This is a genomic window from Mucilaginibacter sp. GW822-FHT03E02 (assembly GCF_058801545.1).
Genome location: NZ_JBXANJ010000001.1, coordinates 2,816,291 through 2,830,317, shown reverse-complemented (window position 1 = coordinate 2,830,317; position 14,027 = coordinate 2,816,291). Strand labels below are relative to the sequence as shown.

At 45.4% G+C, this 14,027-nt stretch carries 11 protein-coding genes; 9 read left to right on the top strand and 2 right to left on the bottom strand.

Annotation, left to right across the window (positions count from 1 at the left end):
- Positions 1-224 precede the first annotated feature (224 nt).
- Positions 225-1,412, bottom strand: a complete 1,188-nt coding sequence (locus AC1RM2_RS11915) for an anhydro-N-acetylmuramic acid kinase (RefSeq protein WP_492985301.1) — start codon at positions 1,410-1,412, stop codon at positions 225-227.
- A 104-nt stretch (positions 1,413-1,516) separates the two neighbouring features.
- On the opposite strand from AC1RM2_RS11915, the gene nagB reads away from it, so the two are divergent.
- The 5 genes from nagB to AC1RM2_RS11890 all read left to right on the top strand — a co-directional run bounded on the left by nagB (position 1,517) and on the right by AC1RM2_RS11890 (position 8,477).
- The gene (nagB, locus tag AC1RM2_RS11910) at positions 1,517-3,439 is read left to right on the top strand and encodes a glucosamine-6-phosphate deaminase (RefSeq protein ID WP_492985300.1); all 1,923 of its coding nucleotides are present in this window, start codon (positions 1,517-1,519) and stop codon (positions 3,437-3,439) included.
- 229 nt (positions 3,440-3,668) lie between these two features.
- The gene (locus AC1RM2_RS11905; RefSeq protein ID WP_492985299.1) at positions 3,669-3,860 is read left to right on the top strand and encodes a hypothetical protein; all 192 of its coding nucleotides are present in this window, start codon (positions 3,669-3,671) and stop codon (positions 3,858-3,860) included.
- 66 nt (positions 3,861-3,926) lie between these two features.
- Complete coding sequence (locus AC1RM2_RS11900; RefSeq protein ID WP_492985298.1) at positions 3,927-5,039, top strand: acyltransferase family protein; 1,113 nt, start codon at positions 3,927-3,929, stop codon at positions 5,037-5,039.
- A 3-nt stretch (positions 5,040-5,042) separates the two neighbouring features.
- Positions 5,043-5,543 carry a DUF2059 domain-containing protein gene (locus AC1RM2_RS11895; protein WP_492985297.1) on the top strand — a complete coding sequence of 167 codons (501 nt, stop codon included), beginning with the start codon at positions 5,043-5,045 and terminating at the stop codon, positions 5,541-5,543.
- A 69-nt stretch (positions 5,544-5,612) separates the two neighbouring features.
- Complete coding sequence (locus tag AC1RM2_RS11890) at positions 5,613-8,477, top strand: M16 family metallopeptidase (protein WP_492985296.1); 2,865 nt, start codon at positions 5,613-5,615, stop codon at positions 8,475-8,477.
- Positions 8,478-8,560: 83 nt separating this feature from the next.
- On the opposite strand, the gene AC1RM2_RS11885 is transcribed toward AC1RM2_RS11890, so the two are convergent.
- Positions 8,561-9,229, bottom strand: a complete 669-nt coding sequence (locus tag AC1RM2_RS11885; RefSeq protein ID WP_492985295.1) for a hypothetical protein — start codon at positions 9,227-9,229, stop codon at positions 8,561-8,563.
- Between the two features lie 88 nt (positions 9,230-9,317).
- Here AC1RM2_RS11885 and AC1RM2_RS11880 point away from each other — a divergent pair, with 88 nt between their 5' ends.
- The 4 genes from AC1RM2_RS11880 (at position 9,318) to AC1RM2_RS11865 (ending at position 14,023) form a co-directional block, all read left to right on the top strand.
- On the top strand, positions 9,318-11,906 hold the full coding sequence (locus tag AC1RM2_RS11880; RefSeq protein WP_492985294.1) for a ligase-associated DNA damage response DEXH box helicase: 2,589 nt from the start codon (positions 9,318-9,320) through the stop codon (positions 11,904-11,906).
- 143 nt (positions 11,907-12,049) lie between these two features.
- Positions 12,050-12,439, top strand: a complete 390-nt coding sequence (locus AC1RM2_RS11875) for a RidA family protein (RefSeq protein WP_492985293.1) — start codon at positions 12,050-12,052, stop codon at positions 12,437-12,439.
- Positions 12,440-12,478: 39 nt separating this feature from the next.
- Complete coding sequence (locus AC1RM2_RS11870) at positions 12,479-13,138, top strand: hypothetical protein (RefSeq protein WP_492985292.1); 660 nt, start codon at positions 12,479-12,481, stop codon at positions 13,136-13,138.
- 171 nt (positions 13,139-13,309) lie between these two features.
- Positions 13,310-14,023: a hypothetical protein gene (locus AC1RM2_RS11865; protein ID WP_492985291.1), complete on the top strand. Its 714-nt coding sequence runs from the start codon at positions 13,310-13,312 to the stop codon at positions 14,021-14,023.
- Positions 14,024-14,027 lie beyond the last annotated feature (4 nt).

Genomic DNA, 14,027 nt, shown 5'->3' with positions numbered 1-14,027 from the left:
ACTTGGATGCGCCTAAATTGCGCTATAAGTTTAGTGTTAACCATGATTAAATATAAAATATTGACTATCAAATACTTGTAAATATTTATCTGAAATGTGTTAAGTTATGTTAACCCAATCAGATGCGTTTGCCTTGGTTAGGCCCCCTTGCAACCGTTAGATAAGAGCAATCGGGGGCGTTTTGACTCAAGAAAAGGCTGATAACAAATTGATAAGTAAAAGCATCACACGCCAAAACTAAACTTACCCATTAACACACTGGGATTATTGCCCATAGCAATAGGTTCGCCGCACAAAGCCTCATTCCCAAGTAGGGCAAATAATATTGCTTCCTTGGCATCAGGGTCAATACCGAGGCTGTTTGTATCCTTAATATCTTCAAAAACCAGCTTCAGTTGGGCTATCACAAACGGGTTCCTGGCTCCGCCGCCGCTCACAAATATTTTCAGGTTATCGGCCTTTATATTGACCCTGATAAAATTGATGATGGATACGGCTGTGAATGCGCTTAAGGTACTTACCAAATCTTCAGGCGGCAGCTCCTTTGTTTGTGATTGTTGCTGCGCATTTTCAATAAATGCCAGGTTAAACAATTCCGGCCCGGTAGTTTTTGGCGCGGCCTCGTCAAAAAACGGGTGGCTAAGCAGGGTACCAAGCAAATCGTGGTTTACTTTGCCGCTGTTGGCAATGGCCGAATCCTCGTCAAAAGCCTTGTTAAAATACTGGCGGCAGGCGGCGTCTATCAGCGTATTGCCCGGTCCAACATCTGTACATAAGACGTTGGCTGGATCATTATTGGCGGGCAGATAGGTAAGATTTGCAATACCGCCGATGTTCAGCAAAATCCTTTCTTCGCCGGGTTTACTGCCCAATAGCACGTCGCCATATAAGGCCAAAGGTGCGCCTTCGCCACCGGCTGCAATATGTTTTTGCCTGAAATCGCTTATGGTCAATATGCCGGTTTTTACCGCCAGGTGATCTCCGTCGCCAATTTGCAGTGTGGCATTTGGATAGTTTGCCTGTTTATGTAACCTCTTTGGCGCATGGTAAATTGTTTGACCATGACTGGCTATAAAATCAACTGCATCGGGGGCAATATCCCACTTTGAAAGGGCTTGCAGTACCAATTCGCCATGGTAGCTGCCAATGTAGGCATTTAGTAAGGTGAGTTTTTCCAGGTCGACCGTTTTTTTTGCAAATACCTGCAGTACTCCGCTTTTAAAGCTTTCGGGATATGGGATGGTAATAAATTGCAGTAGTTTGTATTTAGTTTGCAGGCCATGGCCGCTAAAGCTGCATAAGGCAATATCTAATCCATCTAATGACGTGCCCGACATTAAGCCGATAACGGTTTTAACAGGTTTTTGGGCGACATCAAAAAGCTTTTGCAGATTTTGGTTTAACGGTAACATGCGGTTAAATTACTATTTGTTTGGTCGTTTACAAAAGTTAAAATAATGGGCACGGTCAATAAATATCTGATATATTTGTTTTCAACCAAATTCAACCCAATCCCATGGCCCGATTAAATTTATTGGAAGAGACCCGGTACGAGAAGCTGCCGGTAAGCGTTTATGGCAACCAGCAGGAGGCATCCCTTGCCGTAGCAGGCAGGATAGCCAAACTTATCCGCGATAAACAGGCAAAAGGCGAACAGGCAGTGCTTGGCCTGGCAACAGGTGTTACCCCCATCCGTGTTTATGCCGAACTGGTACGCTTACACAAGGAAGAAGGCTTGTCGTTTAAAGATGTCATCACCTTTAATTTGGATGAGTACTATCCCATGAAGCCCGATGCCGCCCAAAGCTATGTTACTTTCATGTATGAAAACCTTTTCAGCCATGTTGATATCGAACCGGCCAATGTGCACATACCCGATGGTACGTTGGATAAAGAAGACGTGGTAGCTTTCTGCCTGGATTATGAAAAACAGATTGAAGAATTAGGCGGCCTGGATTTACAGATATTAGGTATCGGCCGTACCGGCCACATCGGTTTTAACGAGCCTGGCTCGGCACCAAATTCGGGCACCCGACTGGTTACCCTGGATGACCTTACCCGCAGCGATGCTGCCCGCGATTTTGGCGGTAAGGCCAATGTGCCTACCAAAGCCATTACCATGGGTATTGGTACCATTTTTAAAGCCCGCGAAATTATCCTGATGGCCTGGAGCGCCAAAAAAGCGCCCATTGTTAAAAAAGCCGTGGAAGGTGAAATATCCGGTGAAGTACCTGCTACCTACCTGCAATTATCAGATCATGTTGAATTTGTGCTGGATGAAGCCGCTGCCTCTGAGCTAACCCGTTTTGACACCCCGTGGCTGGTTAAAGATTGTTCATGGGATGATAATACGCTGAAAAAGAAAGCCGTGATCTGGCTGGCCGATACCATTGGCAAACCGGTACTTAAACTTACCGAAGAAGATTATAATAACCACGGTATGGCTCAATTAGCGGTAGAGCAGGGCCCGGTATACAACATCAATATTGATATTTTTAACCAGATACAACATACCATTACCGGCTGGCCGGGTGGCAAACCCAATGCGGATGACTCACAACGGCCTGAAAGGGCATTGCCGGCAAAAAAAAGCTCGGTTATCTTCTCCCCGCACCCGGATGACGATGTAATCTCGATGGGGGGTACCTTCATCCGCCTGGTTGACCAGGGGCATGATGTGCATGTTGCCTACCAAACATCGGGCAATACTGCCGTATGGGATGATGACGTGCTGCGTTACATGGAGTTCGCTATCGACTTTACCAATAGCATTGGTGAAGACGGCACCCATCTGACCAAATTATACGAAGAGATGCGTGCCTTTTTTCCGCAAAAACAACCCAACCAGATTGATACCCGCGAGATTAGGAATGTGAAAGGTTTCATCCGTAAAACAGAAGCCATCTCGGGAGCCCGTTATGCAGGTTTGGAAGACGACCATATCCACTTTATGGCCCTGCCTTTTTACGAAACAGGTAAAACCAAAAAGAACACCGTTGGCGAAGAAGATATCCAGTTAACCATCGACCTGTTACAAAAAATAAAGCCACACCAGATCTTCGCTGCCGGTGATTTTGCCGACCCGAACGGAACCCACCTGGTGTGTTTCAACATTATCCTTGCCGCCCTTGACCGTTTGAAGGCAACCGAAGAATGGGTAAAAGACTGCTGGTTATGGATGTACCGTGGCGCATGGCACGAGTTTGAAACCTATGAAATTGAGATGGCTGTGCCACTTTCACCGCAGGAGGTCATCCGCAAGCGCAATGCCATCTTCAAACACCAATCGCAAAAAGACAGGCCTGTTTTCCCTGGTGATGATGCGAGGGAGTTTTGGGTACGCGCCGAAGACAGGACGCGTGATACTGCGAAGAAGTACGACCGCTTGGGTCTAGCTGAATATGAGGCTATGGAAGGATTTAAGAGGTTTATCTTTTAAGATTTTACAGAACTATGTCTTGTATACTTAGAATAACAGGCAAGAATTTTGATGTAGATGATTTTATTTTTCAAAGTAAAATATCACCGTTTACCATATATTATAAAGGCTCGCCGGAATATAAATCTAAGCCCAATGGTAAAAAAAATGAGCACTCTGGTTGTCATATAAAAGTTAGTAATGCTGATTTTTCCGAGTTTAACAAGCAGGCAACCGATGCTATTAAATATTGCAAGAGCATCAGGAAGAATTACAACATATAGCACTCACCCATGGAATTGAGTACGCTACTTTGGATTTTGGTGTTGTATATGATCCTGATAAATTCGTACAATCAAAGTATTTCCCAAAGGATTTGATAAAGCTAAGCGGAGAGCTGGGTATAGGCATCGAAATCTCCATTTATCAACCGAGTGAATAATTGAACGTACCATAGCGATGGGTTTCAAATCCATCGCTATATTTATAAAATAACAACAGTATTTAAATGAGCGAAACCAATACTCAAAAACCAGCACGACTCCTTTCCCTCGACGTAATGCGCGGCGCTACCATTGCCGCCATGATATTGGTGAATGATCCCGGCGATTGGGGGCATATCTATGCACCGCTGGAGCATTCCAAATGGAATGGATGTACGCCTACAGACCTGGTGTTTCCATTTTTTTTGTTTATGGTTGGCGTATCGGTTACCTATGCTATGGAAAGCAGGAAAGCAACTGTTTCTCATTCCAAATTAATTCTGAAAGCCCTGCAACGCACCGTTATCTTAATTGCCATCCCCTGGATAACGCAATTGATATTTCATTGGGATCGGGGGTTTTCGCATTTAAGGTTTCCCGGCGTATTGCCACGTATCGCTTTGGTTTATTTTATTTGTACCATCATCTATCTAAAAACATCACAAAAGACACGCGATTGGATTTTTGCAGGCGCGTTAATTGGTTATTTTATCATCATGACATTTATCCCCGTCCCGGGTGTAGGTTATGCCAACCTGGAGCCGGCCACTAACATGGGGGCCTGGATAGACAGGTTGGTTTTTACCCCCGATCACCTCTGGAGCGAATCGCGCACCTGGGATCCCGAAGGCTTATTGGGCACCTTGCCTGCAGTAGCAACCGGGTTGCTCGGTATCAGGATTGGCACCTGGCTGAAGCGGAAAGATGTGGACGATAATGTCAAGGTAAGCTGGATGTTTACCTATGGCGCTATCGCCGTTGTTGCAGGGCTGGTTTGGGATTTGTTTTTCCCAATTAATAAGGCCTTGTGGACAAGCCCTTTTGTGCTTTATACCGGCGGGCTGGCCACCATTGCGCTTGCACTAAGCTACTGGCTTATCGATGTGCAGGGGCGTAAACGGTTTACCTATCCTTTTGTGGTATTTGGTACAAATGCTATTGCGGCGTACGTGTTATCGGGCTTCATCCCCCATTATATGGGGATGATAAAAATTGGCGGTTCATCAATTTATCAAACATTTTTTGAACCAAATTTCTCCCCGGTGAATGCCTCGTTGGCAAGCGCCATATTTACAGTTATTATATTATGGCTGGTGATGTGGATATTGTATCTTAGAAAAATTTTTATCAAAATATAGTAAATGAAATTTAAACCAACCCTTATCGCCTTAATGGGTATTTTGCTCTTTAGCATCACAAATTCAAAGGCACAAACTACCACACCATCCTTCAGCGCATCGCAATTAAAAGCGGCCGAACAACTTTTAATAGCTACCGGCATAAATAATCAATTTGGAGGAATTGTTGACAATATGATAAACGCATCAAGCGCACAAATTCCCGAAGCACAACGAGGCGAGTTTATAAATGTCATGAAGCGCTTCATGGCCAAATATTATTCGTGGGATGCATTGAAAGTGGAATTTGCAAAAATGTATGCTGCCGAATATACCGAAGGCGAACTCAATAAATTAACGGCTTTTTACAATTCGCCGCTTGGCAAAAAGGTAGCTGCGAAAACTCCTGTTTTAATGCAAAAGGGTATGGCATTGGGACAAAAAACAATAGCAGATCACCGGCCTGAACTGGAGCAAATGATGCAGGATGCTTTTGCGAAAAAAGAAACGCCCGCCAAACAATAATTAAGCACCCACAATTTGTAACTAATAGTTTCGTTTAGCATCTTAGCATAAAATATTCCCTATAATAATATGAATTTAAATAAACAGCTTTCTGTAGCCGCTTTAGCTTTCCTTATAGCTTCAGGAAGTGCTTTTGCACAAGTTAAAAAAAAGCCGGCACCATCGCCTAAAAGCAAACCGGTAGCATCACAATTGCTTGCAAAAGCAGATGTATTGCCCATAGATAATAAGGTAATTATTGGCAAACTGCCTAATGGCCTTACTTATTACATCAGGCAAAATGTTGAACCTAAAAACAAGGCAGAACTTTACCTGGTAAACAAGGCAGGATCTGTTTTAGAAACCGATGATCAGCAAGGTCTTGCCCACTTTACCGAGCACATGGCCTTTAACGGCACCCGCGATTTTCCTAAAAACCAAATGGTTGATTACCTGCAAAAATCAGGTGTGAAATTTGGCGCCGATTTAAATGCTTACACCTCATTTAACGAAACCGTTTACCAGCTACCCATTCCTACCGATACGGCAGCTATTTTTAATAATGGCTTTAAAATATTGGCCAACTGGGCAGGCTACGTAAGCTTCGACCCCGCTGAAATTGATAAAGAACGCGGTGTTGTTTTAGAAGAGCAGCGGCTGCGTGGCAAAAATGCCCAGGAGCGTTTGCAACAGCAGGTATTACCCGTGTTGCTTAATAACTCCCGCTACGCCTTGCGTTTACCTATAGGTAAGGAAGATATCCTTAAAAACTTTAAACCCGAGACAATAAAAAGCTTTTACCATGACTGGTACCGTCCCGATTTGCAGGCGGTAATAGCGGTTGGCGATTTTGACCCCAAGCACGTTGAAGAGCTGATAAAGCAAAACTTCTCGGGCCTGCAAAACCCAACTGCCGAAAAACCACGCACAAAGTATACCGTACCTGCTACACCGGGTACTGCTGTTAAAATAGCTACAGATAAGGAATTTCCTTACACGCTGGCCGAAATAATTGTAAAACATCCTGGTACAACGGTTAAAAACACAGTTGACTATATGCAGAGTGTCAGGATACGGTTGTTTAACCAGATGCTGAATGCCCGTTTAGGCGAATTGCTGCAAAAACCAAATCCGCCGTTTTTGTTTGGCCGCTCAAGCTATGGTGGCTTTTTGGGTGAGCAGGATGCCTTTACTTCCATTGCTGTTGCAAAAACGCCTGCCGAGTTAGAAGGCGCCATTAAAGCCGTTGTTGCCGAAACAGAACGCGCCCGCAAGTTTGGCTTTACCCTTACCGAACTGGAGCGCGCCAAACAGGATGCGTTGGTGCAAATGGGCAATGCCTATAAAGAGCGCGATAAAACACGATCAGCAAATTTTGTGCGGGAGTATCAGCAACACTTTTTAGAAGGCGAAGCAATCCCCGGTATTGAGTATGAATACAATTATTATGTAAACAACATTAACAAGATCACGGTAGACCAGATGAATGCTTTGGCCGGTAAATTTATTGGCGACCAAAACAGGGCAGTGATTGTTGAAGCCCCCGAAAAAGACAAAGCTACCTTACCAACCGAAGCCACATTACTGCAATGGATAAGCGCGGCAGGACAAGGTGTTACCGCCTATGTTGACAATGTATCATCAGAGCCTTTGTTGAGTAAATTACCCGAGGGTACAAAAGTTGTGAATGCCGTTGTCGATTCTCTGATCGGTACTACTACATTGACCCTTGGTAATGGGCTTAAAGTAATATTAAAACCAACCGATTATAAAAACGACCAGATCCTGATTAACGGCTATGCCTTTGGTGGCTCGTCGCTGGCAAGCGATGATGATTTTACATCGGCTAATCTGGCTTCGTCTATCATTAGCAGCAGCGGTATTGCCCAGTTTAACCAGGGCATGCTCGATAAAAAAATGGCCGGCAAAAATGTGAGCATTACCCCTTACATCAGCGAATTTGCCCAGGGTATCTCGGGTAGCTCTTCGCCTGCCGATTTTGAAACCGCGCTGCAGTTAATTTACCTGTACTTTACCCAGCCGCGTAAGGATAACGATATCTGGCAATCAACCATTGCCCAAACAAAATCTGTATTGGCCAACAGGGGCCTCGATCCGCCGAGCGTGTTCCAGGACACGGTATCAGCAACATTAAGCAACCACAATTTCAGGGGAATGGTTACCACGCCCGAAAGGCTGAGCAAAGCATCGTTGGATAAAGCCTACAGCTTTTATAAAGCCAGGTTTGCCGATGCAAGCAATTTTACCTTCACCCTGGTGGGTAATTTTGATGTGGAAATGGTAAAACCCTACCTGGAGCATTATTTAGGAGGTTTGCCATCAACCAATAGCAAAGAAACCTACAAGAATTTGAACATTCAACCTCCGGCAGGAGAGATCATCAAAATAGTTAATAAGGGTGAAGCCGAAAAGAGCAGCGTGCAGCTGGTATTTAGCGGAGATTATGAATATAACGATGCCAATAACATCCAAATGGATGCGTTGGAGGAAGTATTAAATATTAAATTGATTGAACGCCTGCGCGAGCAGGAAAGCGGTGTTTACGCTCCAGGCGTAAGGGCCGGTTACCACAAAACGCCAAGCGGCAGGTATAGCATCACCGTTTACTTTGGATGTGCGCCAGCGAATGTAGACAAAATGATTGCTTCTACCCTGGATGAGATAGCCAAGCTTAAACAAAATGGTGCCCTACCAACCGATATCCAAAAATTTGTAGCCGAAGAAGCCCGCAGCACCCGCGAACAAATGAAAGAAAATGTTTTTTGGGCCGGATACCTGGCATCATCGTCACAAAATGGCGAAAACCCGGATCAAATTTTGCAACACGTAGGTAACCTTGAACAGGTAACCGTGCAAAGTACCAAAGATGCCGCCAACAAATACTTAAGCGGCAAAAACTTTATCAAATTGATTTTACTGCCCGAGAAGAAATAATTATTTCTTGCTCATAGTAAAAGCGCCCTGTTGGTTTACCCGGCAGGGCGCTTTTTGTTGACTCATCAATATGGTCTTTTCCTTTAATGCATGTTGATATAAGCAGAAGCCGCCTCATGTGCTTTGTGCACCACAACAGCTACACATTTTTTAGTAACATCGTCTACCTCGAAAGATATGCCCTTATCGGCATCAGTATAAACCTGTACATCGTGGCCATTGGCCTTATAGCTGGTAACAGGTTTTAACGAATAATTTTTTTTAACAGCATCTAAAGCAGTACCAACACCCAAATGACCGGCAGTTTTAAACCACGGCGATGTTACCAGTATTTTTTGGACACGGCTGATAGATTCATCTTTGCCACCCATGTTACGGTGCGAATAAATGCTGGTGCGGTAGCCTTTGGTGTCGTGTTTGGCAAACCATACCATTAATGAGCTGCCCATGGCAGCATCCGAGCTATCGGGCTTGCCTAATTGCTTCAAGGCCAGCTCCAGGTCCTGGTCAATCAGGATATGGCCTATTCCTTTTCCCGGCAAAATGAGGCGGTCGGTGGCAACGGGGCCCATAGTCGACGTATCTGATGATATCAGCTTATCGGCTGCAGAATCATCAACGATAGATTTATCGGTTAGGGTAGTATCAGCCGCCCCGGTTTTGGCGGTATCGGCAGTTGGTTGTTTATGGGCTGGCTGGTTACAGGATAACAGGCCTGTTGCCAGCAATATGATCAGGCTATTTTTTATCATACTATAGCTAACAGGATTTATCACTAATTTGTTGGCGCGTATTTGTTGCATTGGCTAACTAAACGCAAATTCAATTGTTAAGCAAAGGATGATTACAAAGGGCCGGCAGGTTATACAGCATTGGTACAAGCAAAAAAACTGGCAGCAATTCGCCTTTCAGCAGGAAATGGAGGCGGCCTACCTGGGCGGCTACTCCGGCTTGCTTAACGCCCCTACGGGGAGCGGCAAAACCTTTGCTTTGTTTTTGCCCTTCCTGGTCGATTTTATTAACAAGCACCCGGATAGTTACACCACGCAAAAAAACAATGGCTTGCTGATGCTATGGATAACCCCATTGCGTGCGCTCACCAACGATATTCGCAAAGCCATGCAGGAAGCCTGCGACGAAATGGGCCTGCCCTGGCATATAGCCACCCGCACAGGCGATACATCTGCAGCAGAAAAAGCCGCACTGAAACGGAAATTGCCCGAGGTACTGCTTACCACCCCCGAAAGCCTGCACCTGATGCTGGCCCAAAAAGAGTACCCCAAATTATTCAATAGCCTGCAGGTGGTAGTGATTGACGAGTGGCACGAACTCCTGGGCACCAAACGCGGCGTGCAGGTGGAGCTGGGGCTGTCTAAGTTGAAAGCCTTAAGTCCGAAGTCTGAAGTCTTTAGTCAGGTCCCCGACAAAGACTCGGGACTTATGACTCAGAACTTAAGACTCAAAATCTGGGGCATCAGCGCAACAATAGGGAACCTGGAGCAGGCGGCCGAGGTTTTGCTGGGCAATAATTTCCCGGCAGATCAGATCAGGATGGTGCGGGCCAACCTGGAGAAGAAACTGGATATCCAGTCCATCATCCCCGATAATGTGGAGAATTACTCATGGGCAGGCCATATTGGTTTAAAGCTGCTGCCGCAAGTGATGGAGATTGTGGCCAAAAGCAAAACCACGCTGATATTTACCAATACACGGTCGCAATCCGAGATCTGGTATCATGCTATTTTAGATAATTACCCGGAGTATGCCGGCATTATGGCCATGCACCATGGCTCGTTAGATAACGAGCTGCGCAACTGGGTAGAGCAGGCCCTGCATGCCGAGGCCCTGAAACTGGTAGTATGCACATCCAGCCTGGATCTTGGGGTCGATTTTAGGCCGGTTGATTGTGTGATACAGGTGGGCAGCCCCAAAGGTGTTGCCCGTTTTATGCAGCGCGCCGGGCGAAGCGGCCATCATCCGGGTGCGGTATCAAGGGCGTATTTTGTACCCACGCACTCGTTAGAATTGCTGGAAGGGGCCGCACTCAAAGCCGCCATCAAACGCGGCATATTTGAAAGCCGCGACCCTATGCTGCTTACCATGGATGTGCTTATTCAGTACATGGTTACCTTGGCCGTATCAGACGGTTTTAGGGCCGATGAGCTGTTTAACGAGGTAAAGGGTACCTATGCCTTTGCCGACCTTACCCGCAACGAATTTGGACAGTTATTGGAGTTTATAACCACCGGCGGCAAAACACTGGCGCAATACGACGAGTTTTTAAAGGTAGAAATAGAGAACGGCCTGTACAAAGTAAACAGCCGCCGGGTGGCCATGCGGCACCGCCTGAGTATAGGCACCATCACCAGCGAACTGAGCATCCGGGTAAAATGGCTGAGCGGCGGCAGCCTGGGCACTATCGAAGAATCTTTTGTATCGAAGCTTAAGCCAGGCAATACCTTCTGGTTTGCAGGCCGTAGCCTGGAGTTTATCCGGGTAAAGGAAATGACGGCCTTTGTCAAAAAATCAAACTCTACCAAGGGTTTAATACCCAGCTGGAACGGCGGGCGCATGCCCCTGTCGTCACAACTGGCTGCCGTGTTCAGGGATAAACTGGACGAGGTGGCGCACGGTATCGAAAAAGATGTGGAGGTGCTTGCCCTCAAACCTTTATTCAAATTGCAGCAGGAGTTATCGCACCTGCCCCAGAGCCACGAGTTTTTGATCGAGTCGTTTAAATCCCGCGAAGGGCACCACCTGTTGTTTTACCCCTTTGAGGGGCGACTTGTACATGAGGGGATGGCGTCATTGCTGGCCTACAGGATCAGTAAGATCAGGAATGCCAGCTTCAGCATCGCCATGAACGATTATGGTTTCGAACTGCTTACCGACGAGGACGTACCCATTGAGGACGTACTGGAAGATGCCGGCTTTTTTTCGATAGATAACCTCATTGATGACATCCAGCATAGCCTGAATGCCAACGAGATGGCCCGCAGGCGGTTCAGGGATATAGCCCATATTGGCGGGCTGGTATTTACCGGCTATCCCGGGCAGCAGGTGAAAAACAAGCATTTGCAGGCATCAACCTCCTTATTGTTCGAGGTGTTTACCGAGTACGAGCCGGATAACCTGCTGGTGCGCCAGGCTTATAATGAGGCACTGGCCTTCCAGCTGGAGGAGTTTAGGCTGCGTGCGGCTTTGCAGCGGATAGCCACCCAAACCATCATCCTGAAAACCATTGAGCGGCCTACGCCATTTGCCTTCCCGATAATGGTTGACAGCCTTGGCAGGGAAAAACTGACCACCGAAACTATGGAAGAACGTATTGCCAAAATGGCCCGCCGCTACGGCGCCGAAGGCGTTGGCGAAGTTGATGAAACCCGCAAAAACCGCAAGCCCGGCATCACCCGGAAGAAGGGATTTTAAAGTGCCTGTAAAACCTGCACTTTACAAATACCCACCTGTAGTTAATTAAACATACCATGTAAATAAAAACTGTTTAGCAGCGCGGTATATCATCCCGTAGTTTTATATTTATAAGCAGTAAATCACCTCAAAAACCTATCGCTATGTCATCAAAAATCAGCTTCAATACCGGTAAAATACCGCGTTTAAACACCTTTATTCCACAGGCTGTAATAGCAGGCGGCTTAATATACGTTTCGGGCATGGCGGGGCTTAATCCCAAAACCGGCAAATTGATCGACGATACTTTTGAAGGGCAGGCCCGGCAGGCTTTTGCAAACATCCAAACCATACTGCAGGAAGCCGGCAGCAATATGAATAACATTGTAAAAACCACCATCTGGATGGTTAGCGGACAGGACCCAAGCTTTGCAGCCATTAATAAAGTTTATGCCGAGTTCTTCCCCGAAAACCCACCGGCACGCAGCGCCCCGCAGGTAATGCCTTTTCCGGGTGGTATCTTGGTTTCGGTGGAGTGTGTGGCGCTGGTGTAAGGGAGATTGCAGCACATCACGTTATAATTTGCAGCGCAAATGTTTGGATTGTTTAAAAAGAATAAAAAACGGAGAACCTGGCCGATAACCGAATGGGAAATGTGCATCATGTACAATGCCCTAAACCAGTTGCCGGCCGGGTTTGCGCACCTGAAACAGCAACTTGAATACCCGCTGTTTACAGTAGCTTCTACCGGCAATAGCACATACGATCCTGATTATATATCATTCAGCTTCGACCCGGATATCTACCGCGATTTTGAAAACCGGCGCGTGCAAGATTATATGATCAGCAATATCAAAGTATCCAACATCGATAAAAGGATTTTTGATTATAGCATTCTGGTTGCTGCCGATGTTATTTGCGGCTATACGTTAAAAGGCTTCGACCAGTCGGTTATCGACCTGAATAGCGTTGATGTGAGCGCCTATACCAAGGTTTACTACCCCAATGCCGACTTTGATAAACTGACCTCCCTGTTAAACGCCGATGATATTAAAGAAATTAACCCCAGCGAAGTATACGAAGTAGTTTTAAACGGAAACACCTATTACCACATTAAAGACCTGGAAGACGGCGATTTCATCGGCATTGGCACCGATAAAGTGATTTATACAATTACCCACGATCCGTTTGAGATTGTGCCACTGAATGAAAGTTTGAAAGAGATATTTAATGACGACAAATTCAATCAATAAAGGATTAAACAGGGCAATGCCTGCGGCCCGGGCTCTGCGCTCATACGCGCACAAGGCCTTAGGCGCGGGCCGGTACCCGCTTCTATCCCTATTGCATCTGCCAATAAACTGCAAACAAACAGAATAAAACTTGTTGATGAGGCATATATTTAAAAGACTAATACTACGCCCATGAAAAACGGAATAAACTGGGAAACCTCTTACGCCTTTGATTTTGTTATTCCAACCCTTGTTGAGAAATATAAACTTGATCATTTCAGCTACTCCACAGGTAAATTGCGAGGAATTGAAATTATTGATATCATGCAATTACAGAAGTTTTTGAAGCAAGATCATGAGTATATGTGTTCATGTCCTCAAAATATTGTTAACTTATTTTTTGGTGGAGATGAAGAAATGTTTATTCAAGCGGAAGCTGATGATTATCGATACATTATAAATGTTTTGGATTGCGCGGCGAAATCAATCCATAAAGATGGTAATTTAAGCCTGGCAGACGAGGCTTTTATAAGAACACTTTATTTCCGTAAAGCTACAACCGTATATGATCGTGCGTGGTATTTTTTGAAGAGAGTAAATTTTTCCCGGGAAACACTTTCTTCTGTTCTTCCAAAATTCGCATCTATATTGTATTCCGAAGAGTATATTTCTACCAACGAGTATTTTAAAAGGTTAGAAGTTGTAAATGAGCTTGCCCCCCCTGTGAGTGTGGAGGATATGATCAACCATGATTATCTCAGCTATGACTTTTATTATGCAGATGAGCTCCTTTTAAATGGTATTTCAAATGAAATCCATGATAAAGAAAATTTCGAGGGGTTCGATTTTGAACTGATGCTAAAACAGGCTATCGAAGGTAAAGTCCTTTTGTGCATTTTTAAATAAAACA